Genomic DNA, 23864 nt, shown 5'->3' on the forward strand with positions numbered 1-23864 from the left:
GCTGACGCGTTTTTGCGCGCGACGGCGCGGGTTTCATGCTAGCCTTCGGCATGTGCCGAAAAAGTGACAGCACCGGCATTTGTGCCGTGGCTATCCGCTGTTGATTGCAGTAAGCCCTATTTTCCTCACATTCGCGGCTCTAGTCGAGCCCTTCCGTGAGACACTGATGGGCGAAATTTCAGGTCGCCGAGCATGCCGGCCAGGATCCAATTTGCATCCTCGCTGCATGCGGCCAGCCAAACTGCCCGGACGATGACAATAACAAGGTACCGGTAACCGGCATGATCAGACTGATTGGATATTTCTTCGGGATTGGCACCGTCTTTTTCCTCGGTGTGGCCGCGATCATCGCGGTCTATCTCGCCAATGTCACGAAAGATCTGCCGGACTACGAGGTGCTGAACAGCTACGCGCCGCCGGTGACGACCCGCGTCCACGCCGCAAACGGCGCGCTGATGGCCGAATATGCGCGCGAGCGCCGCCTCTACCTGCCGATCCAGGCAATCCCGGACCGGGTGAAGGCGGCGTTCCTTTCGGCCGAGGACAAGAATTTCTACAACCATCCCGGCGTCGACATCACCGGCCTGTTCCGGGCGATTGTCACCAACGTGCAGCAGATGGGATCCGGCCGCCGCCCGGTCGGCGCTTCCACCATCACCCAGCAGGTCGCCAAGAACTTCCTGCTGTCGTCGGACCAGACGATCGACCGCAAGGTCAAGGAGGCGATTCTCTCGTTTCGCATCGAACAGGCCTATTCGAAGGACCGCATCCTCGAGCTCTACCTGAACGAGATCTTCTTCGGGATGAACTCCTATGGCATCGCCGGTGCGGCGCTGACCTACTTCGACAAGGCGGTGACGGAACTGTCGATCGCCGAAACCGCCTATCTCGCCGCGCTGCCGAAGGGGCCGAACAACTATCATCCGTTCCGGAAAGCGGACGCGGCGATCGAGCGACGCAACTGGGTGATCGACCGCATGGTCGAGAACGGCTACGTCACCAAGAGTGAGGGTGACGAGGCCAAGAAGCAACCGCTCGGCGTCACGCCGCGTAATCGCGGCTCCTATCTCTTCGCCTCGGACTTCTTTGCCGAGGAAGTGCGCCGGCAGATCATCGAGCGCTACGGCGACAACGCGCTTTACGAAGGCGGCCTGTCGGTCCGGACCTCCCTCGATCCGCACCTGCAGGTGATCGCCCGCAGGGAGTTGCAGAAGGGGCTGATCAGCTACGACGAGCGCCGCGGCTTCCATGGTCCGGTCAAGACGATCGAGGTCGGCGGCGACTGGGGTCTGGAACTCAGCAAGATCCCGGCGCTTAGCGATGTGCCCGAATGGAAGCTTGCCGTCGTGCTTGCGACCGACGGCAAGGGGGCCGACATCGGCCTGCAGCCGCGCAAGGAGGTGTCGGGCAGCATTGCCGAGGAGCGCGTCACCGGGCGTATTCCGGCCGAGCAGATGAAGTGGGCCTACCGGTCGGCAAAGGGCGACCGCAAGACGGCGAAATCCCCCGAAGGCGTGCTGTCGCCCGGCGACGTCGTCTATGTGGAGCCGACGGAGAAGGCCGGCAACTATCGGCTGCGCCAGCCGCCGCGGGTGCAGGGCGGCCTCGTGGCGATGGACCCGCATACCGGTCGCGTGCTGGCGATGGTCGGCGGCTTTTCCTATGCCCAGTCGGAATTCAACCGCGCCACCCAGGCGATGCGCCAGCCCGGCTCGTCGTTCAAGCCGTTCGTCTACGCCGCAGCGCTCGACAACGGCTACACGCCCGCATCGGTCATCATGGACGCGCCGATCGAGATCGTCGCCGGTGGCCAGGTCTGGCGGCCGCAGAACTATGGCGGCGGCGCGGCCGGCCCTTCTACACTGCGTCTCGGCATCGAGAAGTCGCGCAACCTGATGACCGTCCGCCTCGCCCAGGACATGGGCATGGATCTGGTGGCCGAATACGCCGAGCGCTTCGGCGTCTACGACAAGATGTACCCGGTTCTGGCCGCCTCGCTCGGTTCGGGCGAAACGACGGTGCTGCGCATGGTCTCGGCCTATGCCGTGTTCGCGAACGGCGGCAAGCAGATCAAGCCGTCGCTGGTCGACCGCATCCAGGATCGCTACGGAAAGACCATCTTCAGCCATGAGGAGCGGACCTGCGAGGGCTGCAATACCGCCGAATGGCAGAACCAGGAGGAGCCGGTCCTGACCGACAATCGCGAGCAGGTGCTCGATCCGATGACCGCCTACCAGATCACCTCGATGATGGAAGGCGCCGTCACGCGCGGCACCGCCGCCGGCAAAGTCAAGCTCGATCGCGCGGTGGCCGGCAAGACGGGCACGACCAACGACGAGAAGGACGCCTGGTTTGTCGGTTACACGCCCGACCTCGTCGCCGGCCTCTATATCGGGTTCGACAGCCCCGCACCGCTCGGCCGCGGCGCCACCGGCGGCTCGCTGGCAGCGCCGATCTTCAACGACTTCATGCGGGCCGCCACCGAAGGCACGCCGCCGTCGAAGTTCCTCGTTCCCGAGGGCATGCAGATGATCGCGGTGAACCGCAAGACCGGCATGCAGGCCTATGAAGGCGAGCCGGACACGATCATGGAAGCGTTCAAGCCCGGCACCGGCCCGGCCGACGTGTTCTCGGTCATCGGCGGCGAGGAGTACATGGAGCCGGAGGAAATCCTCAGGAACTCGCCGCAGGCCAACCAGGCGGTTTCCGGCGGGGCGAGCGGGTTGTTCTGATCGCCGTGAGATTGGAGCTCTTTTTTGGGGCTCCAATCACCGCTGCAGTGGAAATATGCAGTGAGAAGTTCGGAGTTGAGATTGAAACGGAAAACCAGCAAGCGATGGGCGATCGCTGCAGTGATATTTCCCATTGGTTCTGCTCTCGTCGCTCAGGCCCTGTTCTTCGTCGGCATTTATGTGATTGGCATAGAATCCATGGAAGAAATGATGCGTAGCGCCCAGGCTATGTTGCAGTTCCTCTTGGGTTCGTTGCTCCTGCTCGAGGTCGCCCTGGGGATTGGCGCGTTTTTGTTCCTTTTTAATGCGGCTTGGGTGTCGCTGCGCCGTATCGCACCGCTCCAGTACGATAAGGCCATTTCCGTTTTCCCCGCGCTCTTCTGGGATGAATTGGTCGAAGACTACAAAACCAAAGCTTGAACTCGCCCATTGAGGCGGCTGGCATGCGGCCTATCGGGGCCGGTAATAATTCCCACACGGAGGGACGCAGGCTAACCGCGGTCTGCCCGTCGCAGGACTTTACATCGGCGCCCACCCTCTCTATTTCGAGGCCACCGAAACAGCATCGAAGAAAACGGACATGCGCGCGGAAATCGAGAACGTAGTCGACGAAATCAAGCAGGCCATAAGCCTGCTGAGGAGGCATCTTTGACTGGGACCAGGCGATAAGACGACTGGACTGGTTGAACAACAAGGCAGAGGATCCCAACCTCTGGAACGACGCCGCCGAGGCGCAAAAGCTGATGCGCGAGCGCCAGCAGCTCGACGACGGCATCAACGGCCTGCGCGCCCTGGAGCAGCAGCTCAAGGACAATATCGAGCTCATCGCACTCGGTGAGGAAGAGTACGACGCCGACATCGTCAAGGATGCCGAGAACGCGCTGAAGGAACTGCGCGCGGAAGCCAATCGGCGCCAGGTCGAGGCGATGCTGTCGGGCGAGGCGGATTCCAACGACACCTATGTCGAGGTGCACTCCGGGGCCGGGGGCACCGAGAGCCAGGACTGGGCGAACATGCTGCTGCGCATGTACACCCGCTGGGCGGAGCGCCAGGGCTTCAAGGTCGAGGTTCTGGAAATCCACGACGGCGAAGAGGCCGGCATCAAGTCCGCAACGATCCTCGTCAAGGGCCACAACGCCTATGGCTGGATGAAGACGGAATCGGGCGTGCACCGGCTGGTGCGTATCTCGCCCTACGACAGTAACGCCCGCCGCCACACTTCGTTCTCGTCGATCTGGGTCTATCCGGTGGTCGACGAGTCGATCAACATCGAGGTCAACGAGAGCGATTGCCGCATCGACACCTATCGGTCGTCCGGCGCCGGCGGACAGCACGTCAACACGACCGACTCGGCCGTGCGCATCACGCATATTCCGACCGGCATCGTCGTCGCCTGCCAGCAGGAGCGCTCACAGCACAAGAACCGCGCCAAGGCCTGGGACATGCTGCGCGCCCGCCTCTACGAGGCGGAGCTGAAGAAGCGTGAGGAAGCCGCGAACGCGGAAGCCTCCTCGAAGACCGACATCGGCTGGGGCCACCAGATCCGCTCCTACGTGCTGCAGCCCTACCAGCTGGTGAAGGACCTGCGCACCGGCGTCGAGAGCACGTCGCCCGACGACGTGTTGAACGGCGATCTGAACGAGTTCATGGAGGCTGCCCTGGCCCACCGTGTCAACGGCGGCGCCGATGCGATGGTCGAGGACATCGCCTGACGCGCAGATCAATGAGACCGGAGATGGGCCCCTAACGGGGCCTTTCTTATTTGCAGGGCCTTGGGTCCAAGCCTCCGATGACCAAGCTCTTATGAATCAGAATGCTAGTCGTGCCCGAGACCGGTAGGTCAAGCGGCCTGCGCGAGGTTTTTCGTGGGGCGACAGCTTCGGCTGCGACCTCTTCAATACTGAAATTGTTCGGACAAAATACGCTCGGACCAGGAGTGGTCGGGGTCGGAGAGGATGATCGCCGTGGAGTTCTCCGACTGGACGATACGGACCGAGGTAACCGACTTCACCTCGGTGTAGTCGGCGACCGCGTTCACGGGGCGTTTCTCCGGCTCCAGGATGTCGATCTGTACCTCGACATGGTCCGGCAGCAATGCGCCGCGCCACCGCCGCGGCCGGAACGGGCTCACGGGGGTGAGCGCCAGCAGCGGCGCCTCAAGCGGCAGGATCGGCCCGTGCGCCGAGAGATTGTAGGCGGTGGAGCCGGCCGGCGTCGCCAGCAGCAGCCCGTCGCAGATCAGTTCCTCGAGCCGGATGCGGCCGTCGACGACGACGCGCAGTTTCGCCGCCTGGTATGACTGGCGGAACAGATAGACCTCGTTGATGGCAAGCGCCTCGCGGCGGTTGCCGTCGGCGTCGATCGTGCGCATCTCCAGCGGCCGGCAGATGTTTTCCTCCGCCCTTGCCACCCGCTCCGGCAGGCCGTCGCAGCTGTAGCGGTTCATCAGGAAGCCGACCGAGCCGCGGTTCATGCCGTAGATCAGCTTGCCGGAGTTCATCATCGAATGGAGCGTCTGCAGCATGAAGCCGTCGCCGCCGAGCGCAACGATTACGTCGGCCTCGTCCGGATCGGCATTGCCGTAGCGCGCCACGAGTTCTTCCAAGCCTTCCTGCGCCTCGGGTGCCTGCGAGGCGACGAACGAAAGCGATCTGATGTTGCGTGTCATGTCGTTCGCAGCCCGTCTTCTCCACTGCCACTTGCGCCGGTTGCCCACCGGTCCGCGCCCGTCATGTCATTGCGCGGGCAGGTCTTTGTTGCATGCATCGGCGCCCCTTGCATCACAAATCGTCAGCGACGAAGCGTCGCCGCGAGCGCTCGACGCCGGAGGGGCAGGAGCGGAACGCTTGCGAGTTCCGGACGTTCTATGGGCATGTGGGCCGCCAATTCGGAAGGAGGAGACAAATGCTCGGAATCCTGATCGGCGCTGCCCTCGTTGTTTGTGGCATCCTCCTCCTTGTGCTGGAGGCACTTGGCCGTCGGCCGCTCAGCGATCCGCACCGCTCCGTTCCCGGCGCCCAGCCGACCCTGGAGCCGCGGGGGCAGGGGATGCGGTTCATGGGACTAACGAGGAACTGGTACGCTGCGGGTCTGATCGCCGTCGGACTGGCAATGCTTCTGATCTTCGGCTAGCGCAGCAGATGGTGCTCCTCGCCACAATTGGCTGATTGTCCGAGCCTTGCAACCCGAACGTTCCTAAGACAGGTGCGGCAAGCGAACCTGAAAAATCGTCCGTGTTTATGCCGGCATTGCCGTTTGGTCCGGCTTTCACCGGAACGCCGTGATACCAAGATGGGCATTGATTCTGAGTTCGTAGTTGTGCCCCAATGACCATCAAGACCCGCGGTTACGTTTTCGCCTTCCTGGCGATCTGCATCTTCGCCGGCCAGGATGCGATCACCAAATACCTTGGGGATCGCTACCCGGCACTGTTCATCACCATGATACGGTTCTGGGCGTTCGCGCTTTTCGTATTCTGCTTCGCCGCATCCTCGCCTGGCGGGGTTCGCGGCGCCATTGCCACGCGCCACCCTTGGCTGCAGATCATCCGCGGCGTTCTGCTCGTTACGGAGATTGTCGTCATCGTCTTCTCCTACGTGCATGCCGGGCTGGCCATGAGCCAGTCGATCTTCCAGGCGACGCCGTTGATCATCACGATTCTTTCCATTCCTCTTCTCGGCGAGACGGTCGGCTGGAGGCGCGGCGCCGCGGTTCTGGTCGGTCTGGTCGGGGTGCTGGTGATCATCAATCCGGTCGATATTCACTTCGACCTCTCGCTGCTCTTGCCGCTTGCGGCGGCCGTGCTGTTTGCGATGTACAGCATCGCCACCCGCGCCGTCAGTCACCAGGACTCGGCGGTGACAAGTATCTTCTATGCCGGTGTCGCGGGAGCGGTGGCGATCTCCCTGATCGGGCCGTTCTACTGGACAGAGGTCCAGCCGTCCGACTGGATCGCGCTTGGTGCGCTGTGCATCTGCGGCACGCTAAGCCACTATTTCCTGATCAGGGCCTATGGGCTGCTGCCGGCGGCCGAAGTCCAGCCGGTCACCTATTTCCAGCTGGTCCTCAACGTGGCATTCGCCGTGATCCTGTTCGGCGAAAAGATCACCGTCAACATGATGATCGGCGCTCTGATCGTCGTCGGCGCGGGCCTGTTCACCATCTGGCGGGAACATCAACTGACGAAGCGATGATCGGAAGCTTCGGCATCCATCGCCAAGGGTGATCATCGCGCCAGCATAGGCGGATCATCAGAGGGGCCACTGCTCCGAGCGCAGAATGTTGGCCGGGCCTTTCGAGCATCTATGTGCGCTCGGCAGCCGCGGGGCGGATCATCTGATCAGGTTGGTCGAGCCGCAGGTCACGGCTGGAAAGAAGGCCCGGCGATGGCCGCCGGGCAGTTCCGTTCTTCAGCGCAAGCTCTTTTCGTGTCTTAGAGCAGCCCCAGCCACCGCGGCAAAGCCAGCGACAGCGCCGGAATGAAGGCCGTCAGCAGCATTACGGGCAAGGCGACGAAAGCCATCATCCGCAGGGCAGGGCCGACCGCATGGTGGACGGAGACCTTTCCTATCCGGCAGGCCATGAACAGCACCGGCGCCATGGGCGGGCTGTTCGCCCCGATCACGACCGAAGTCGCGACGATGGCGGCGAAGTGGACCGGATGGACATCGACCGACACCATCAGCGGCAGCAGAAGCGGCGCGATGACCACCGTGACCGAGACATCGTCGATGAGAGCGCCTGCGACGATCAGGAAGATGTTGACAAGGACGATCACACCGATCGGGTTGCTGACGAGCGAGGTGACAAGTTCGGTCAGATCCTGCGGGATCCGCTCGGAAACGAGGATGCGGCCGATCACGAAGGAAAACAGCAGGATCAGCACGATCGAGCCGGTGGTCTCGGCTGCGGCAACGGTGCTGTCGCGCAGCCGCGCCAGGCTCATGTCGCGGTAAACGAAAAGGCCGATGCAGACAGCGGCGATCACGGCGAAAGCGGCCGCCTCGGTCGGCGTGAAATAGCCGCCGTAAATGCCGCCGATGATGATCACAGGCAGCGAAAGCGCGGGCAGGGTGCGTAGGGCGATGCGCCGCTTCTCAGTCCCCGTAAGCTTGCGCTCATCGTGGAGCTCATGGATGCGACGGCCGATCTGGCCGCGGTTGAAGAGCATGAGGCCGATCATCAGCATGATCCCCGGCACGATCGAAGCCGCGAAGCAGGCCGCGACCGACTGCTGGGTCGCCACGGCGAAAAGGATCATGGTGATGGACGGCGGAATAAGGATTCCGAGCAACGAGGAGATGCCGAGCAGCGCCGCCGAATAGCCGCGTGGATAGCCGCGCTCTGCCATCGGGTCGATCATCAGCGTCCCGATCGCCGCAACGGCCGCCGTGGCCGTGCCGGCGATCGCACCGAAGACCCCGGATGCCCCGACCATGGCATTGCCAAGCCCGCCGCGCCGCCGGCCGATGGCCATTTCGATGAAGGCGACCAGCCGGCTGGCGATGCCGCCCGACTGCATGAGATAACCCGCCAGGATGAACAGGGGCAGGGCCAGAAGGATGACGGAATTGAGCGATCTGAAACCCTGGAGCATCAGGGTGTTGAGGTTCACGTCGTAGATCCAGACCAGCGCCGCTACGACGCCGGCAAAGGACCATGCGACAGGAAGGCCGATCCCCAGAAGGACAAGCAGCAGCCCCAGAACGAGTAACGCCTCCATCTTAGCTGCTCCTGCCGGAATGTACGATCTGTAGGGCCGCGCGGACGAGGTCGCGCAGCGCGTAGAGGATTGCCGAAATCGCGGCGAGGGCGAGCGATGCCTGCGCCCACCACAACGGCAGGTCAAGGACCGGAATGGTCTGGGGACGTTTCATGCCCCAGGCCAGCATTTTCCAGACCCAGTGTGCGAAGAAGCCGGCAATGACGATGGTGAGGGCGGCCACGACGAGACTGTGGATCGCCCTGGCGCGGGGCGCCTTCAGCGAGCTTGCCAGGAAATCGACGACGAGATGCTCGTTGCGGCGAGAGGCCAGAACCGCCCCCACCATGTAAAGCCAGATCGCCGCGAGAAGGCTCGCCTCATGCATGCCAACCAAAGCATAGTTGAAAAGGACCCGGCAGATCACCAGAGCGACCAGCGCAAGCGTAACGATCGCGCTGGTCAAGAGGGCGATCGCGCGCAAGAGGCAGTCGAACGCCCGGTCGGCTATAGTCAGGAAGGCGATCACGTCGACCTCGTTGCGTCAGATGGAAAACATCAGTCGGCGGATGCGTGTTGCCTGACGAGGTCGAGCAGATCCGCGCCGATTAGCGCTTCCATCTGCGGCCAGACCGTCTCGCGCACGGTGCGCCGCAGCGAGGCGATTTCCTCGTCGGTCAGCTCGATGTACTTGTGGCCGAGCTTCTTCCATTCCTCGACATAGCCGTCGTCGGCCTGCTTGGCGGCGTCGAACTGTGCGAGCATGACTTTTTCCGCGCCGGCGGCGACAGCCTGCTGCTGTTCGGGCGAGAGCTTGTCCCAGCTTTCCATGTTGGCGGTCAGGATACCTGTCAGGAACTGCTGGCGGGTATGGACGTAGTCGGTCAGAACATCGCCGAAGTACTTGTAGTCATAGAAGATCACGTTGGCGCTGTCGCCATCGACGACGCCGGTCTGAATGGCGGAGTAGAGCTCGCCCCAATCGATCGTGGCGGTCTGGTAGCCCATGGCCGCGATGGTCTCGGTGAAGGGTGAAACCGGGGGCACGCGGACCTTGAACGTCTTGGCCGCCTCGAAGGTGGTCGCATGGCCGCCCTTGGTTCCAACCCCGTTGAAGCCTTCCGGCCAGGCGCCGAGATACTTCAACCCGGCATCGGCATAGACCCCGGCCAGAGCGCTGCTCAGCCAGCCGTCCTTGCCATAGGCCGTCAGGGCCTCAGACCAGTCGGTGAACATATAGGGCGTATAGATCAGCGAAATGCGCTTGTCATAGGAGGTCATCGGCCAGTTGAGCATCAGATCCACGTCGCCGGCCATCAGAAGGTCGAACACCTCCTGCTGGCCGCCAAGCTCGTTCTGATAGAAGATCTCGAACTTCAGATCGCCGTTGGTAGCGGCCTCGATCTCCTTCGCCCAGGTCTCGATCGCATTGCCGGCATCCGAGCCCTTGGCGCCCGAATCCGTCGCGATCTTCAAGGTCGCGGCCGCTGCCGTTCCGGCCCATGCCGCGCTGGTCATGAGTGCAGCCATCAGGGCCGCTTTTGTCAGGTTACGCATTGCATTCGTCATCATGTCTCCTCCCCGGGGGAAACTTCCCCTCAGGCCTCGTGTCGGTTCTTGAAAATCTCGTAAGCGAAGCGCGCCCTCACGCCGATGTCGAGGAACGGCCGCGGCGGGACGGGCGTCGGCGTGGCGAGGCTGATCATGTCGGCGATCAGCGGGTTGTCCTCGCCAAGCGCCATCTCAGCGGCAAGCCGCCCGCTGATCGTACCCTTCGCGACGCCGACGGCGTTCTGGCACACCGCGCTCCAGACGTTCGGGGCGACCTGGCCGAAGCCGGGGGTGCCGTTGCGCGACAGGCAGATAAAGCCCGTCCAGGTATGCTCCATCGTGACGCCACGGAGCATCGGGAAGCGCTCGTCGAACAGGCGCTGATGCTCCGCGCGGATCTTCAGGCGGCGCTCGTCGGATTGCCGCAGGCCAGGGCAGAAATGAATGTTCTGTCGGATGAGGATGCGGTTGTCGTTGGTGTAGCGCATGGTGATGCCCGCGAAGGCATTCGCCGGCGTCGAACCCCACGATGCGATATTGCCGAGCGCTGCCTGTTCCGCCTCGGTGAGCCGCCGCGAAAGGCTGGCGTGCGCGGCAAAGTTCAGGAGCTTTCCTTTCCAGAAGCCGAAGCGCATGGCGAGCCCGTTCACAGCCAGGATGGCCTTCGGCGCCTTGACGGAGCCACGCGCGGTCCTGAGCGTGATCGTCGAACCAAAATCCGCCTCGAGCACGGGGGAGTTCTCATAGAGCGTCACGTTCTCGGGCAGGTTTTCACCGAGACCGCGATTCAGTGCGGCCGGATTGATGAGGACCGTCCCCGGCGTGTAGACCGACGCGGCGAAATGGCGGGTGCCCAACCGTTTTGCGGTCTCTTCGCGCCCCAGCCATTCGTAAGGCTCGTTCAGCCGTTCCAACTCCTTGATCGTCGGCCTGAGGACCTCTTCCGCCCCTCTCTCCGAGCTGGCGGTGTGGTATTTGCCGACCTCGCTCCAGTCGCAGTTAATCCCGTAGCGCTGGACGCACTCGCGAAGCGAGGAGATCCCTGCCCGCGAGAGCCGCATGTAGGCATTTCCCTTCGCCAGTTCCTCAAGCGACGAACCGACATTGTGGGGCAGGTCGATGGCGAAACCCGAGTTTCGCCCCGATGCGTTCTCGCCAAGCTGCTGCGCGTCGAAAACGACGATCCTGGCGTTCGGGCGCAACTCGCCCAAACGCCGCGCCGCGCCGATCCCTGCAAAGCCGGCTCCGATCACGACGACATCGGTGCTGATATCTCCAGACAGCGGCGGTTGAGGCTGACGCGGCGGCAGAAGCGCACTCCAGCCGTTCGTGCGGTCGTCCTTGGGAAGCAGCGTAATCTGGGTCATTCGGCAGCTCCCTCAGCCCAGCTTGCCGGCTGAAGGCTGTAGAAGACGAGCGCATCCTTGGAGCGATAGCGAACCGGAGTGCCGGCCGGTAGCCAGATGGTGTCCATCGGCGCGGCCTCGAGCAGACCGGCGGGGGTCTCGACAGAAAATTCGCCGGAGATCACGAGGATCAACTCGTCATATTTGACCTGCCACGGAATGTCCGCATCCCGGAAACGGGCAAAGCCGCCGGCGAGCTCGCTTCGATCCGCCAGCCCGGCAACCTCCACGACATCCGCCATTTCGGGATAGGCGAAACGCGGCTGAAAATTCAGCGCCGAAAAGCGGTTCACGCGCGCCGGCGCCTTGGCTTGGTCCGTCATCTTTCTCTTCCACCTGGTCCTTCTGTCTGATCTAAAGGAATTATGATCACAAGACAGATATGTATGGACACATGCATTCCTGTATGGAGTTGTCAATGACGAACCGCGAATTGATCGAGCGCGTCAGCGCTGCCGCTGGGGAAAATCGCGCCGAGCCGCGACTGACGCGGGCCGACTGGCTCGACAAGGCACTGCATGTCTTGATCGAAAACGGTATCGATGCGGTCAGGATCACGCGCCTGGCGGATTTGCTTGGAGTGACGCGCGGCAGTTTCTACTGGCACTTCGCAGATCGGGGCGAACTGCTCTCGGCGATGCTGAGGGTGTGGGAACAGTCGAATACGGCCAGCGTCATCTGCGCCGCGACGTCGCCGGGCACGCTCGAGGACCGGGTCCTGGCGCTCTTCATGTGCTGGATCGACCCTGAACTGTTCGATCCCCGGCTCGACTTCGCCGTGCGAGACTGGGCGCGCGGCGATGCCGAACTTCAGGGCATCATCTCTGCATCCGATCAGCAGCGCATGGATGCGCTCGTCGCCATGTTCGCGGCTCACGGCTTTCCAGAGCGCCAGGCTCTGATCCGTGCGCGCAATTTCTACTACACGCAGATGGGATATTACGCACTGAACACGCGCGAGCCGCTGTCGACCCGCTTGTCCTATCTGTCGACCTATTTTGAGACCTATACGGACGAGAAGCTCAGCGCCGAAGCCGAGCTCGCCTTCCGTCGGCGGATCATCGCACGCAAGCACCTGTGGGGCGACGAACCAATTCCGCCCTGTTGAGACGCACTGGCGATATCCTGGGGGGCGCACGGCGGACGAAGAGGAGGATCGACCGTGGCTGCACGGATCGTCCCACGCAGACCCGTCACCGGCAGGCCGGCGCGGGGAGCGTTAGTGTCCCGAGGAATTCTTAACTGTGTCGGTGTCGGGAAGGGCCATAGCTTCCAGGACAGGGAACCGCCGCTTGAGCGTTTCCGTGCATTTTGTCGACTGAAATGTTCGGGGATCAGGTACTGCTCAAGGTGAGCACGCCGCTTCGAACTCGCCAATCACATCTGGAGAATTGTCGGCGCGAAGAACAGCGTCGGCGCCGACGAGGTCGGGGTCCAGTTCCGCCGCCTGCTTCGTGTACGAAGAGACGAAGAAAGCCTTCTTGCCCTCCCACACGGAACGGCCGTCGACAAGGCCCGGGCACGGCCGCGCGGTTTCAAAATCTGCCTGCAGGTCTTCAACGGTCGGCTGCGCTGCGGCCGCTGCAAGTGCAGCGGCGAATATGACCGGCAACATCACTTCATCTCCCTAAGCTGAACCTCTGGCACAGCAGATTCTGCGGTCCATGTCGACAGATTGCACCACGAGTACACACCCATATGAACCCAAACGGGCCAGCCACCCCAAATGTTCGGAGCCAACGACAAAACTTCAATACCATTGGGGAGAAGTAGGGGGTGCTCACCGGCCAAGAGATCCTGGCGTGTGGACATCAACGTCATGATTGTTAAGTAATGCCTCAAGGGCCAGTTACCGGATGGCGAAGAACCATTTTGCGTCTTCGGCTTCTTCATCGGTGGCGCGACGATTAACAACCCGGTTCCCGTCTCGCCGTCGCATCACCAGGCCGGATACGGGCGAGCCATCTTCGAGAGCGACTTCGTCGTCCGCCCAATATGGGCGCCATTCTCGCGAGACACCGAAGAGCCGGATCCATTCTGAGAACTTCGCCATCATGGTGGCCTCCCGGCACGACCATTGCACCGCCCGCAAAGGCGGTAGATTGCGGTAACGCTGACCGCGGCCCGTAGTTGCTACTTCGTTGATTGTTTTGTTGAATTTTGGTGAGCGCGCAGGGATTCGAACCCTGGACCTACTGATTAAAAGTCAGTTGCTCTACCGGCTGAGCTACGCGCTCCCTGGCGGGGCGGCTCCCGCGGAAGTGGGCGGACATATAGCAGGCGGCTCTTGCGGGTCAACCCGAAAAAGCGCTTCATCGGCGGGTACATGCTGCATTTCGCCGCGATCCCTAAAAGGTGATTGGCCCGCAAGCACTTGGGCGGCTAAGGAGCCAGCCGGATGTCCGCTCCCGCACCAACGGCTGCGGCGAGAAGCGTGCCTCCGGAAATATGTTTTGTGGGGCACATACACAGAGAAGAAGAAGATCTGAGGCGTGGTCAGGCGATTCTGAAGGATCGCGGAGCGCTTCAGCCGGGCCGGACGCCGTTCCGGCCGAACGTGTCGCGGAGAGCCTGTTTGTCCATCGCCGAAATATCCCTGTTCAGCGCGCTGCTCGCCGGAACCCTGTCCTTCCTGTCGCCCTGCGTGCTGCCGCTCGTGCCGCCCTACCTGTGCTACATGGCCGGCATCTCCGTCGAGCAGTTCCGGGGCGGAACGGCGGTCGTTGACGACGGGCGCGCGCGCAAGGCGGTGCTGCTGTCGGCGCTGTTCTTCACGCTCGGCTTCGCCACGGTCTTCGTGGCACTGGGGGCGGGGGCCTCGACGATCGGCATGGTGCTGAGGCGGCATCTGGACGTGCTGGCGCAGGTCGGCGGGCTCGTCATCGTCCTGATGGGCCTGCATTTCCTCGGGCTTCTGCGGATCGGCCTGTTCGCCCGCGAGGCGCGGTTCAAGGGCGGCGGCAAGCCGGCCACCGCATCGGGGGCCTATGTCATGGGCCTCGCCTTCGCCTTCGGCTGGACGCCCTGCATCGGGCCGGTGCTCGGCGCGATCCTCGGCGTGGCGGCGTCGCGGGACACGGTCGGCGAGGGGGCCTTCCTGCTCGCCGTCTATTCGCTCGGGCTGGCCGTTCCCTTCTGGATCGCCGCCGGCTTTTCCGGCGCCTTCATGCGGTTCCTGATGCGGTTCCGCAAGCATCTCGGCACGGTCGAGCGCATCATGGGCGTTCTCCTCGTGCTGACGGGCCTCGCCTTCATGTTCGGCTATATCAGTTCGATCGCCATCTGGTTCCAGCAGACCTTCCCGATCCTCTCGCAGATCGGTTGAGGGGTCCGCGGCCGTCCATCCGCCCAAAACGGGTTTCGAGAGACGCGGATTTCGGCTAGAGCGGCGCCTGCAGGCAACAGCGGCGGGGGCGCGCAACGGCATGGCGGAAATCACGGGACTGGTATTGCCGTTCTTCGGCATGATCCTGCTCGGCTTCGTGGCCGCCAGGATCACCCGACAGCCGGCCGAGGCGCTCGGCTGGCTCAACACCTTCATCATCTACATCGCGTTGCCGGCGCTGTTCTTCAAGCTGGTGTCGAAAACGCCGATCGAGCAGCTGACCCGCGTCGACTTCATCCTCGCCAATGTCAGCGCCACCTACCTCGTCTTCGGCCTGATCTTCGCCGCCGGCCTGTTTCTGAGGCGTGCCACCGTCGGCGAGGCCACCGTGCAGGGACTGGCGGCCGCCTATGGCAACATCGGCTATATGGGGCCGGGCCTGGCGCTGCTGGCCTTCGGCGAGCCGGCGGCGGTGCCGGTGGCTCTGGTGTTCTGCTTCGAGAACATGCTGCATTTCATGGCGGCGCCGGCGCTGATGTCGTTGTCGGGCGGAGAAAGGCGCCGCCTCGCCGTCGTCATCGGCGAGATCGTCCGGCGGATCGTAACGCACCCCTTCATCTTGGCGACCGCGGCTGGCTTCGTCGCCGCATTCTTCGCCTTCGAGGCGCCGGTGCCGCTGCAGCGGCTGATCGACTATCTCGCGCAGGCCGCCGCGCCCTGTGCGCTGTTCGCAATGGGCGTGACGCTGGCGTTGCGGCCGATCAAGCGCGTACCGGTCGAAATCGGCTACATCGTGCCGGCGAAGCTGCTGCTTCTGCCGGTGACGATGTACCTGGTGCTGGGGGCAGCCGGGAACTTCGATCCGGTCTGGCTCTACACCGCCGTCCTGCTGGCGGCGTTGCCGACGGCCACCAACGTCTTCGTCATCGGCCAGCAATACGGTGTCTGGCAGGAGCGCGCCTCGGCGACGATCCTGATCACGACGGTGCTGTCGGTGGCAACCGTGACAGCCCTGCTCTACATGATCAAATCAAGCCTGCTGCCCGGGGACCCGTTCCCGTAGGCTTTCCCGCAGCGCCTTGAGCGAGCCGCCCGGCTCGACGCCCTCGCGCATCACGACGCTGCGCAGCGGTCCGATCACCGACAACAGGTGAAGGCCGGCCGTGCGCAGGATCTGCACGGGCAGGAAGTTCGACAGCAATGAGCGGTTGAGCAGGTCCACGCTGGCGGTCCGGCTCTGGACGTCGGCGCGCCGTTTCCGGTCGAACGCCTCGCCGATGGTTTCGAGCGGATGGCCCGGCGTGGCCGCCAGTTCGCGTAGCGCCATCACGTCGCGCAGGCTGAGGTTGAGACCCTGGGCGCCGATCGGCGGAAAGGCGTGGGCAGCTTCGCCGACAAGCACGACGCAGCCCTTTCCGAACCGGACCGCCTGCATGCCCGAGAGTGGAAATGCCTGCGGGGGCGTGTCGATCGACACCTTGCCCAGCAAGGACTGCATGCGGTCCTCGACCGCGCGGCTGAGTTCTTCGAGCGGCAGCGAGCGCTTGGCCTCCGCCTCGGTTGGCGAGAGCACCCAGACGAGGCTGGAGCGCCGGCCGCCCGGCAGTGGCACCTGCGTGAAAGGCCCGCTTTCGGTGTGGAACTCCGTCGAGATGTTCCCATGCGGCAGTTCGTGGGCAAAGTTCAGCACCAGCGCGGTCTGCGGGTAGGTCCAGTTGCGCACGGCGATGTCGCTCTGGCGGCGGACTTCCGATCGGCGCCCGTCGGCGCCGACCACCAGACGGGCGCTGATCGCGCGGCCGTCGGCAAGCTGCAGTTCCGCGCCATCGGCCCGCAACGACAGCGTTTCCAGCGCCGTGTCAAACCGGCTGATCGCCTCGTGCTGCGCTATCCGCTGCTCGAGGTCGTCGAGGAACGGCGCATTCGGAATATTGTAGCCGAAGGCAGGAAGGCCTACCTCGCTCGAGCGAAAATTGACCGGCGGGGCGCGGAAAAGCCGGGACGTGCCGTCGAGGATCCGCATCGTCTCGAGCGGGGCTGCGACCTTGGCGATCTCCTCCCAAAGGCCGAGCTCCTTCACGAAGTCGATCGACTGGGCCATCAGGGCCGTGGTGCGGCCGTCGTGGGGGCGTGCCGCAGGGGCGATCAGCGCCACGCGCCGGCCCGAATCAGCGAGCGCCAGCGCTGCGAGACTTCCGGCGAGGCCGGCGCCGACGATGGCAATATCAAAGGCTTCCATGCGCAGTTCTTCTTTCAGGCCATGCTTACCCACAGAAATGCCGCGGGCTCTTTTCTGCAAGCTAAGCCCAGATTCGGCCAAAATCCATGGGCTGAAACGGCGCAGGCACAGCCGACGGCTGAAAGCGCACGGCGGTGCGGGCGATTTTCACTGGCAGCGACGGCCAATCGGTGCATATTACGAGCGAAAAGCGTGCGATGTCAGCAGCTTTCGACACGCACTCGATGGCAATGCCGGCCGGGGACGACAAGGGCAAAGGATGAAGTTCTTCAATTACAGGCGGGTGCCCTATGCGGAAATCCGCGCCTTTTCGGTGCACATCCTCACGGCATCCGGCTCCTTTCTCGCCTTCCTTGGCGTCGTGGCGGCGGCCGAACATCGCTTCGTCGACATGTTCTGGTGGCTGGGCCTGGCACTGCTGGTCGACGGCATCGACGGTCCGATCGCCCGTAAGGTGGGGGTCAAGGAAGTTCTGCCGAACTGGTCCGGCGACACGCTGGACAACGTCATCGACTACGTCACCTATGTGCTGCTTCCGGCGTTTGCGCTCTACCAGAGCGGCATGATCGGCGAGCCGTGGTCCTTCGTGGCCGCCGGCGCCATCGTTGTGTCCAGCGCCATCTACTATGCCGATATGGGCATGAAGACGGACGAGTATTTCTTTTCCGGCTTTCCCGTCGTCTGGAACATGATCGTCTTTACGCTGTTCGTAATCAAGGCGAGCGAGGTGACGGCGTCGATCATTGTCTTTGTCTCGGTGTTCCTCACCTTCATGCCGATCAATTTCCTGCACCCCGTGCGGGTCAAGCGGTTGCGGTCTCTCAATCTGATCGTCTTCTTCGCCTGGTCGGCATTGGGCGGCTATGCGTTGCTGCTGCATTTCGATACGCCGGAGTGGGTCGTGCTCGGCGTCGTCGGCACCGGCATGTATCTCTATCTCATCGGCGCGGTGTTGCAGCTGTTTCCGCGCCTCGGCAGGAAAGATCTGGGAGAATAGTGATGACGCAGGCCATCGTCGTCCGCTCGCTCGGCGGTCCGGAAGTGCTGAAGCTGGAGGAGGTAGAACTGTCGCCGCCCGGTCCAGGCGAGGTCCGCATCAAGCAAGCCGCGATCGGGCTGAACTTCATCGACGTCTACTTCCGTACCGGTCTCTACAAGGCCGATCCGCCGTTCATCCCAGGCAAGGAAGGGGCCGGAACGGTGACGGAACTCGGCGAGGGCGTGACCGATTTCGCGGTCGGAGACCGCGTCGCATATGCGACGGCCGATGGAGCCTATGCGGCGGAGCGCAACGTCGCTATCAGGCACCTGGTCAAGGTCCCGGACGAGATCTCGCTGGAGACGGCGGCGGCCATGATGCTGAAGGGCATGACGGCGCAGTACCTGCTGCTGCAAACTTATCCGGTGAAGCCGGGAACGGTGATGCTGTTTCACGCCGCCGCCGGCGGCGTCGGCCTGATCGCCGGGCAATGGGCGAAGGCACTCGGCGCGACCGTGATCGGTACCGCCGGCTCGCAGGAGAAGGTCGAGCTGGCGCTGGCGCACGGCTACGACCACGTCATCGACTACACCAGGGAAGACTTCGTAGAGCGCGTGCTCGAACTGACCGGCGGCAACAAGTGCGACGTCGTTTATGATTCCGTCGGCAAGGACACGTTCCCCAAGTCGCTCGACTGCCTGAAGCCTCGCGGCCTGTGGGTAAGCTTCGGCAATTCCTCCGGTCCGGTGGACGCCTTCAGCGTCGGATTGCTGGCGCAGAAGGGGTCGCTCTACGCTACCCGGCCGACGCTGTTCCACTACATCGCAACGCGCGCCGAGCTCGATGCGTGTGCAAACTCGCTCTTTGATGTTGTGCGTAACAACAAAGTGCGTATCAATATAAATCAGACTTATCCGTTGGCGGAGGCGGGGCGCGCCCAGGCGGATCTCGAAGCAAGAAAAACAAGCGGAACGACGTTGCTCATCCCCTGACGCACTGCGATATGGAAGAGCCACGAGAAAAGAGGGGCATAGTGTCAGTCGTTGGAGCGTCCGCGGGCAGCCCGTTGCTGGCTGTGCGAAACCTGACGAAACTTTTCGGCACGTTTGCAGCTTGCAACGGCATCGACCTCGAAATCCGGTCAGGCGAGATACATGCGCTCCTCGGGGAGAACGGCGCCGGCAAGTCGACGCTCGTGAAGATGCTGTTCGGCGTTCTGGCGCCGACGGACGGCCAGATTTTCTGGAAGGGACAGGCCGTTTCGATCCAAAGCCCCAGTGCGGCGCGCAAGCTCGGCATCGGCATGGTGTTCCAGCATTTTTCGCTGTTCGAGGCGCTGACCGTGGCCGAGAACATCGCCCTTTCGCTGCCGCCCGACATCTCGCTCGCCCGGGTCGCCGAGGAGGCGGCGCGCCTGTCGCAGGCCTACGGTCTGCCGCTCGATCCCAAGGCGCACGTCGCCGATCTCTCGGTTGGCGAACGACAGCGGATCGAGATCGTCCGGGCGCTGCTGCAGAACCCTGACCTGATTATCCTCGACGAGCCGACCTCGGTGCTGACGCCGCAGGAGGCCGACCGGCTGTTCGAGACGCTCGCCAAGCTGAAGGCGGAGGGGCGCTCGGTTCTCTATATCAGCCATCGCCTGGAAGAGGTGCAGCGCATCTGCGACCGGGCGACCGTGCTTCGCCACGGCAAGGTCACCGGCGCCTGCGACCCGCGCAAGGAAACGCCGGCCTCGCTCGCCCGCATGATGGTCGGCAACGACGTCGCCGCGGTGACGCCCCAGGGAACCAACACCAAGGGGGACGTGCTGCTCGAGGCCCGTAACCTCAGCGTTCCGGCCCGCACACCCTTCGCCGTTTCGCTGAAGTCCGTCTCGCTGAAGGTGCATGGCGGCGAGGTGCTGGCGATCGCGGGCGTGGCCGGCAACGGTCAGGGTGAACTGTTCGATGCCCTTTCCGGCGAGTTTCCGGTGGGCGACGCGGATGCTGTCCGGATCCGCCAGCGACCGGTCGGAAAGCTTGGAATCACTGCACGCCGCCTGCTCGGGGGGCGGCTTTGTCCCCGAGGAGCGTCATGGCCATGCGGCCGTCACCGGCCTGTCGCTTTCCGAAAATCTCGTGCTCGCCCGCAACCAGTCCGATCGGGCCGCGTTCCTCGGCGGCGGAATGCTGGGCATCATCAAGTATGTCGCGGTGCGACTGGCGTCGCGGCGCATTTCCGAGGCGATGGACGTGCGCAAGAGCGGCGACGATCCGCCGGCCGGGTCGCTGTCGGGCGGTAATCTGCAGAAATACATCGTTGGCCGTGAACTCGACCGCCAGCCCGCCGTCCTGGTCGTCAACCAGCCGACCTGGGGCGTCGACGCGGGCGCGGCGAGCCGCATCCGCCAGGCGCTCGTCGACCTCGCCAAGGCGGGTTCCGCCGTGCTGGTGATCAGCCAGGACCTCGACGAGATCTTCGAGGTGGCGACCGAGATCGCCGTCATCAGCGAGGGACGGCTTTCGCAAGCTTTCCCGGCACACCAGATGACCCGCGAAAAGATCGGCCTCCTCATGGGCGGCATGCAGGAGGCGGAAGAAGCGGCGGAGACTGCCCATGCGCATTGAACTGGAAAAGCGGCCGCGGCCGTCGACTTTCTACGCCGTGCTTTCGCCCTTCATCGCCCTGGCGCTGACCGTAATTGTCGGCGGCATCATGTTCTGGATGCTCGGCAAGGATCCGCTGGGTGCGCTCTACAGCTTCTTCGTCGAGCCGCTGCTCGACGTCTGGTCGCTGCATGAGATCGCCATCAAGGCGGCGCCGCTGATCCTGATCGGCGTCGGGCTGTCGGTCTGCTACCGCTCCAACAACTGGAACATCGGCGCCGAGGGACAATTCATCATGGGCGCGATCGCCGGCTCGATCGTTCCCGTCGTCTTCCATGACTGGCATTCGCCGCTGGTGCTGCCGCTGATGCTGATCTTCGGCATGATTGGTGGCGCGCTCTATGCAGGAATCCCCGCCTTCCTGAAGGCGAACATGAACACCAACGAGATCCTGTCGAGCCTGATGCTGGTCTACATCGCTCAGCTCTTCCTCGACTGGATCGTGCGCGGCCCCTGGCGCAGCCCGGAAGGCTACAACTTCCCGGTAACGCGCAATTTCGCGCCGGAGGCTGTGCTGCCGGAAATCCTCGCCTCCGGCCGCACCAATCTCGGCTTCGTCTTCGCTATCGTTGCGGCGCTGCTGATCTGGTTCATGATGCGCTATACCCTGAAGGGCTTCGAGATCACCGTTCTCGGCCAGTCGGAGCGGGCAGGGCGCTTCGCCGGCTTCTCTTCACGCCGGATGATCTGGTTCTCGATGCTGCTGTCGGGCGCGCTTGCGGGGCTCGCCGGCATTGCCGAAGTCAGCGGAAACATCAACAAGCTGCAGCCGATCATCTCGCCCGGCTACGGTTTCACCGCCATCATCGTCGCCTTCCTCGGTCGCCTCAACCCGATCGGCGTCATCGTCGCCGGCCTGGTGCTGGCCCTGACCTATGTCGGTGGGGAGGCGGTGCAATTGACGCTGAGTGTTTCCGACAAGGTGACCCGCGTGTTCCAGGGCCTTCTGCTCTTCTTCGTGCTCTCCTGCGACACGCTCATTCTATACAGGATCCGGATCGTCCTCTCCGGCAGGACGGCGGCGATGGCGCAAGGCGGGGCCGAGTGATGGGCATTCTCGAAGCAATACTGCTGACCGTCATCACCGCCGCGACGCCGCTGGTGCTCGCCTCCATCGGCGAACTGGTGACCGAGCGCGCCGGCGTCCTCAATCTCGGCGTCGAGGGCATGATGATCATGGGCGCGGTGCTTGCCTTTGCGGCGACGCAGGCGACCGGATCGCCCTATGTCGGCATCCTTGCCGGGATCGCCGGCGGGGCGCTGTTTTCGCTGCTGTTCGGCTTCCTGACGCTGACGCTGGTCGCAAACCAGGTGGCGACCGGTTTGGCTCTGACCATCCTCGGCCTGGGCCTGTCCGGCCAGATCGGCGAACCCTATGTCGGCATGTCCGGCACTAAGCTGCCGCAGATCGCCATTCCGCTCCTTTCTGACATTCCGTATCTCGGTCCCATTCTGTTCAAGCAGGACCTGATCTTCTACATCTCGATCGCCCTCGTCGTCGGCGTCAACTGGTTCCTGTTCAGAAGCCGGGCCGGGCTGAAGATGCGGGCGATCGGCGACAACCATGCCTCGGCGCACGCGCTTGGCATCGGCGTCATCCGCACGCGCTATCTCGCCGTGCTGTTCGGTGGCGCTTGCGCCGGCCTGGCCGGTGCGCAGCTGTCGCTGGTCTACACGCCGCAGTGGGTGGAGAACATGTCGGCCGGACGTGGCTGGATCGCGCTCGCCCTGGTCGTGTTCGCCTCGTGGCGCCCATGGCGGGTGCTCGCCGGCGGCTATCTCTTCGGGTTTGTCTCGATCAGCCAGCTCCATGCGCAGGCGCTCGGCCTCGGCATTCCCTCGCAGTTCCTCTCGGCTCTTCCCTACCTTGCGACCGTGGTTGTCCTCGTCCTGATATCGCACAATCGGCGCATGACGCTGGTCAACACGCCCGCATCGCTCGGAAGACCCTTCGTTCCCGATCGGTGAAGAAGAAAAGACCGGAAATCAGTGCTCTAACCTTACAGAGGTCGAAATGAAAAAGCTTCTACTCGCACTTACAACCTCGGCCGCCGTGCTCGGCTTTGCCGCCGCCGCAAGCGCCCAGGACAAGACCAAGATCTGCTTCATCTATGTCGGCTCGAAGACCGACGGCGGCTGGACGCAGGCGCACGACATCGGCCGCCAGGCGCTGCAGGCCGAGTTCGGCGACAAGATCGAGACGCCCTTCCTCGAAAACGTTCCGGAAGGCCCGGATGCCGAGCGCGCCATCGAGCGCATGGCCCGCTCCGGCTGCGCAATGGTCTTCACCACCTCGTTCGGCTTCATGGACGCCACGATCAAGGTCGCCGAGAAGTTCCCGGACGTGAAGTTCGAGCACGCCACCGGCTTCAAGACCGCCCCGAACGTCGCCACCTACAATTCGCGCTTCTATGAGGGCCGCTACATCCAGGGCCAGATCGCCGCGAAGATGTCGCAGAAGGGTGTCGCGGGCTACATCGCCTCCTTCCCGATCCCGGAAGTGGTCATGGGCATCAACGCCTTCGTCCATGGCGCGCAGTCGGTCAACCCGGACTTTAAGGTCAAGGTGATCTGGGCCAACACCTGGTTCGATCCCGGCAAGGAAGCCGATGCCGCCAAGGCACTGATCGACCAGGGCGTTGATATCCTGACCCAGCACACCGACACCACCGCGCCGATGCAGGTCGCCGCCGAGCGCGGCATCAAGGCTTTCGGCCAGGCTTCCGACATGATCAAGGCCGGCCCTGAAACGCAGCTGACGGCGATCGTCGACACCTGGGGCAACTACTATATCAAGCGCACCAAGCAGCTGATGGATGGCACCTGGAAGTCCGAACAGATCTGGGATGGCCTCAAGGACGGCATCCTGACGATGGCGCCCTACACCAACATGCCGGACGACGTGAAGAAGATGGCCGAAGAGACCGAGGCCAAGATCAAGTCGGGCGAACTGCATCCCTATACCGGACCGATCAAGAAGCAGGACGGCTCGGAATGGCTCAAGGAAGGCGAGACGGCTGACGACCAGACGCTGCTCGGCATGAACTTCTACATCGCCGGCGTCGACGACAAGCTGCCGCAGTAAGGCATGGACGAGGGGGTGCCGGTCCGTGCCGGCCTCCGAGTAAATCGAGGCCCCCGGAACTGTGGTTCCGGGGGCCTTCTTGCGTCACGGGCTGGCGGCATTCTCCATCTTGGAGTGCGGAAAGCGGACCGGCGCCACGTTCCACGGCTTCTTGGCTCGTGGAAGAAGATACTGATTGGACTTCTGCCTTTTGCGTTT

The 23864-nt window shown here is 63.4% G+C and carries 22 protein-coding genes, 1 tRNA gene and 1 pseudogene; 14 read left to right on the top strand and 10 right to left on the bottom strand.

Going from position 1 to position 23864, the window contains the following annotated elements:
- The first annotated feature begins 281 nt into the window (after positions 1–281).
- The 3 genes from C7449_RS02915 to prfB all read left to right on the top strand — a co-directional run bounded on the left by C7449_RS02915 (position 282) and on the right by prfB (position 4444).
- Positions 282–2732, top strand: coding sequence for a penicillin-binding protein 1A (locus tag C7449_RS02915; RefSeq protein ID WP_108001249.1), 2451 nt, complete (start codon positions 282–284; stop codon positions 2730–2732).
- Positions 2733–2813: 81 nt separating this feature from the next.
- Positions 2814–3152 carry a hypothetical protein gene (locus C7449_RS02920; protein WP_146165032.1) on the top strand — a complete coding sequence of 113 codons (339 nt, stop codon included), beginning with the start codon at positions 2814–2816 and terminating at the stop codon, positions 3150–3152.
- Positions 3153–3312: 160 nt separating this feature from the next.
- A protein-coding gene (prfB, locus tag C7449_RS02925) for a peptide chain release factor 2 (protein ID WP_108001251.1) occupies positions 3313–4444 on the top strand; the annotation gives its coding sequence in 2 pieces (ribosomal slippage) (positions 3313–3381 and positions 3383–4444; 1131 coding nt in all).
- Positions 4445–4626: 182 nt separating this feature from the next.
- On the opposite strand, the gene C7449_RS02930 is transcribed toward prfB, so the two are convergent.
- A complete protein-coding gene (locus tag C7449_RS02930) occupies positions 4627–5400 on the bottom strand; it encodes an NAD kinase (protein ID WP_108001252.1) in 774 nt (257 codons plus the stop codon).
- Positions 5401–5636: 236 nt separating this feature from the next.
- Between C7449_RS02930 and C7449_RS02935 the strand changes: the two genes are divergently transcribed.
- A complete protein-coding gene (locus C7449_RS02935) occupies positions 5637–5864 on the top strand; it encodes a hypothetical protein (RefSeq protein WP_108001253.1) in 228 nt (75 codons plus the stop codon).
- 194 nt (positions 5865–6058) lie between these two features.
- On the top strand, positions 6059–6925 hold the full coding sequence (locus C7449_RS02940; protein ID WP_108001254.1) for a DMT family transporter: 867 nt from the start codon (positions 6059–6061) through the stop codon (positions 6923–6925).
- A 239-nt stretch (positions 6926–7164) separates the two neighbouring features.
- On the opposite strand, the gene C7449_RS02945 is transcribed toward C7449_RS02940, so the two are convergent.
- The 5 genes from C7449_RS02945 to C7449_RS02965 are packed head-to-tail and all read right to left on the bottom strand — an operon-like array spanning position 7165 to position 11713.
- Positions 7165–8454 carry a TRAP transporter large permease gene (locus C7449_RS02945; RefSeq protein ID WP_108001255.1) on the bottom strand — a complete coding sequence of 430 codons (1290 nt, stop codon included), beginning with the start codon at positions 8452–8454 and terminating at the stop codon, positions 7165–7167.
- Position 8455: 1 nt separating this feature from the next.
- A complete protein-coding gene (locus tag C7449_RS02950; protein WP_108001256.1) occupies positions 8456–8962 on the bottom strand; it encodes a TRAP transporter small permease in 507 nt (168 codons plus the stop codon).
- A gap of 29 nt (positions 8963–8991) precedes the next feature.
- The gene (gene dctP / locus C7449_RS02955) at positions 8992–10005 is read right to left on the bottom strand and encodes a TRAP transporter substrate-binding protein DctP (protein ID WP_210204688.1); all 1014 of its coding nucleotides are present in this window, start codon (positions 10003–10005) and stop codon (positions 8992–8994) included.
- A 26-nt stretch (positions 10006–10031) separates the two neighbouring features.
- Positions 10032–11351: an NAD(P)/FAD-dependent oxidoreductase gene (locus tag C7449_RS02960; protein ID WP_108001257.1), complete on the bottom strand. Its 1320-nt coding sequence runs from the start codon at positions 11349–11351 to the stop codon at positions 10032–10034.
- On the bottom strand, positions 11348–11713 hold the full coding sequence (locus tag C7449_RS02965; RefSeq protein WP_108001258.1) for a cupin domain-containing protein: 366 nt from the start codon (positions 11711–11713) through the stop codon (positions 11348–11350). Before C7449_RS02965 ends, C7449_RS02960 begins: the two co-directional genes overlap by 4 nt.
- A gap of 95 nt (positions 11714–11808) precedes the next feature.
- Between C7449_RS02965 and C7449_RS02970 the strand changes: the two genes are divergently transcribed.
- Positions 11809–12498, top strand: a complete 690-nt coding sequence (locus tag C7449_RS02970) for a TetR/AcrR family transcriptional regulator (protein WP_108001259.1) — start codon at positions 11809–11811, stop codon at positions 12496–12498.
- Positions 12499–12735: 237 nt separating this feature from the next.
- Here C7449_RS02970 and C7449_RS02975 read toward each other — a convergent pair whose 3' ends face one another.
- The 3 genes from C7449_RS02975 to C7449_RS02985 form a co-directional block, all read right to left on the bottom strand.
- The gene (locus tag C7449_RS02975) at positions 12736–13005 is read right to left on the bottom strand and encodes a hypothetical protein (protein ID WP_108001260.1); all 270 of its coding nucleotides are present in this window, start codon (positions 13003–13005) and stop codon (positions 12736–12738) included.
- A 234-nt stretch (positions 13006–13239) separates the two neighbouring features.
- Positions 13240–13446, bottom strand: a complete 207-nt coding sequence (locus C7449_RS02980; RefSeq protein WP_108001261.1) for a hypothetical protein — start codon at positions 13444–13446, stop codon at positions 13240–13242.
- A 105-nt stretch (positions 13447–13551) separates the two neighbouring features.
- Positions 13552–13627: transfer RNA gene (locus tag C7449_RS02985), tRNA-Lys, on the bottom strand.
- Between the two features lie 338 nt (positions 13628–13965).
- Between C7449_RS02985 and C7449_RS02990 the strand changes: the two genes are divergently transcribed.
- Entirely contained in the window at positions 13966–14715 is a 750-nt protein-coding gene (locus C7449_RS02990) for a cytochrome c biogenesis CcdA family protein (protein WP_108001262.1), read from the top strand.
- A 100-nt stretch (positions 14716–14815) separates the two neighbouring features.
- On the top strand, positions 14816–15778 hold the full coding sequence (locus C7449_RS02995) for an AEC family transporter (protein ID WP_108001263.1): 963 nt from the start codon (positions 14816–14818) through the stop codon (positions 15776–15778).
- Here the strand turns inward: C7449_RS02995 and C7449_RS03000 are convergent.
- A complete protein-coding gene (locus C7449_RS03000) occupies positions 15746–16954 on the bottom strand; it encodes a UbiH/UbiF family hydroxylase (RefSeq protein ID WP_108001264.1) in 1209 nt (402 codons plus the stop codon). The two genes, C7449_RS02995 and C7449_RS03000, sit on opposite strands and share 33 nt — an antisense overlap.
- Positions 16955–17213: 259 nt before the next feature.
- Between C7449_RS03000 and pcsA the strand changes: the two genes are divergently transcribed.
- The 6 genes and pseudogenes from pcsA to C7449_RS03030 all read left to right on the top strand — a co-directional run bounded on the left by pcsA (position 17214) and on the right by C7449_RS03030 (position 23666).
- On the top strand, positions 17214–17951 hold the full coding sequence (pcsA, locus tag C7449_RS03005) for a phosphatidylcholine synthase (RefSeq protein WP_108001265.1): 738 nt from the start codon (positions 17214–17216) through the stop codon (positions 17949–17951).
- 2 nt (positions 17952–17953) lie between these two features.
- Positions 17954–18925: a quinone oxidoreductase family protein gene (locus C7449_RS03010; protein ID WP_108001266.1), complete on the top strand. Its 972-nt coding sequence runs from the start codon at positions 17954–17956 to the stop codon at positions 18923–18925.
- Between the two features lie 11 nt (positions 18926–18936).
- Positions 18937–20542, top strand: a pseudogene (locus tag C7449_RS03015) (ABC transporter ATP-binding protein).
- Positions 20532–21629: an ABC transporter permease gene (locus C7449_RS03020; RefSeq protein ID WP_108001267.1), complete on the top strand. Its 1098-nt coding sequence runs from the start codon at positions 20532–20534 to the stop codon at positions 21627–21629. The pseudogene C7449_RS03015 and the gene C7449_RS03020 overlap by 11 nt, the downstream one beginning before the upstream one ends.
- Positions 21629–22549, top strand: coding sequence for an ABC transporter permease (locus C7449_RS03025; RefSeq protein WP_108001268.1), 921 nt, complete (start codon positions 21629–21631; stop codon positions 22547–22549). The genes C7449_RS03020 and C7449_RS03025 overlap by 1 nt, the downstream gene beginning before the upstream one ends.
- A 46-nt stretch (positions 22550–22595) precedes the next feature.
- On the top strand, positions 22596–23666 hold the full coding sequence (locus C7449_RS03030; RefSeq protein WP_108001269.1) for a BMP family ABC transporter substrate-binding protein: 1071 nt from the start codon (positions 22596–22598) through the stop codon (positions 23664–23666).
- Positions 23667–23864: the final 198 nt, after the last annotated feature.

Origin of the sequence: Mycoplana dimorpha (assembly GCF_003046475.1) — a bacterium.
GTDB classification, from domain to species: Bacteria; Pseudomonadota; Alphaproteobacteria; order Rhizobiales; family Rhizobiaceae; genus Mycoplana; species Mycoplana dimorpha.

What these genes read in the sequence shown, in the direction of transcription:
- C7449_RS02915 (WP_108001249.1), top strand. Translation starts at nt 282, where the DNA reads ATGATCAGACTGATTGGATATTTCTTCGGGATTGGCACCGTCTTTTTC.
- C7449_RS02930 (WP_108001252.1), bottom strand. Translation starts at nt 5,400, where the DNA reads ATGACACGCAACATCAGATCGCTTTCGTTCGTCGCCTCGCAGGCACCC.
- C7449_RS02935 (WP_108001253.1), top strand. Translation starts at nt 5,637, where the DNA reads ATGCTCGGAATCCTGATCGGCGCTGCCCTCGTTGTTTGTGGCATCCTC.
- C7449_RS02940 (WP_108001254.1), top strand. Translation starts at nt 6,059, where the DNA reads ATGACCATCAAGACCCGCGGTTACGTTTTCGCCTTCCTGGCGATCTGC.
- C7449_RS02945 (WP_108001255.1), bottom strand. Translation starts at nt 8,454, where the DNA reads ATGGAGGCGTTACTCGTTCTGGGGCTGCTGCTTGTCCTTCTGGGGATC.
- dctP (WP_210204688.1), bottom strand. Translation starts at nt 10,005, where the DNA reads ATGATGACGAATGCAATGCGTAACCTGACAAAAGCGGCCCTGATGGCT.
- C7449_RS02960 (WP_108001257.1), bottom strand. Translation starts at nt 11,351, where the DNA reads ATGACCCAGATTACGCTGCTTCCCAAGGACGACCGCACGAACGGCTGG.
- C7449_RS02965 (WP_108001258.1), bottom strand. Translation starts at nt 11,713, where the DNA reads ATGACGGACCAAGCCAAGGCGCCGGCGCGCGTGAACCGCTTTTCGGCG.
- C7449_RS02970 (WP_108001259.1), top strand. Translation starts at nt 11,809, where the DNA reads ATGACGAACCGCGAATTGATCGAGCGCGTCAGCGCTGCCGCTGGGGAA.
- C7449_RS02975 (WP_108001260.1), bottom strand. Translation starts at nt 13,005, where the DNA reads ATGTTGCCGGTCATATTCGCCGCTGCACTTGCAGCGGCCGCAGCGCAG.
- C7449_RS02980 (WP_108001261.1), bottom strand. Translation starts at nt 13,446, where the DNA reads ATGATGGCGAAGTTCTCAGAATGGATCCGGCTCTTCGGTGTCTCGCGA.
- C7449_RS02995 (WP_108001263.1), top strand. Translation starts at nt 14,816, where the DNA reads ATGGCGGAAATCACGGGACTGGTATTGCCGTTCTTCGGCATGATCCTG.
- C7449_RS03000 (WP_108001264.1), bottom strand. Translation starts at nt 16,954, where the DNA reads ATGGAAGCCTTTGATATTGCCATCGTCGGCGCCGGCCTCGCCGGAAGT.
- pcsA (WP_108001265.1), top strand. Translation starts at nt 17,214, where the DNA reads ATGAAGTTCTTCAATTACAGGCGGGTGCCCTATGCGGAAATCCGCGCC.
- C7449_RS03010 (WP_108001266.1), top strand. Translation starts at nt 17,954, where the DNA reads ATGACGCAGGCCATCGTCGTCCGCTCGCTCGGCGGTCCGGAAGTGCTG.
- C7449_RS03020 (WP_108001267.1), top strand. Translation starts at nt 20,532, where the DNA reads ATGCGCATTGAACTGGAAAAGCGGCCGCGGCCGTCGACTTTCTACGCC.
- C7449_RS03025 (WP_108001268.1), top strand. Translation starts at nt 21,629, where the DNA reads ATGGGCATTCTCGAAGCAATACTGCTGACCGTCATCACCGCCGCGACG.
- C7449_RS03030 (WP_108001269.1), top strand. Translation starts at nt 22,596, where the DNA reads ATGAAAAAGCTTCTACTCGCACTTACAACCTCGGCCGCCGTGCTCGGC.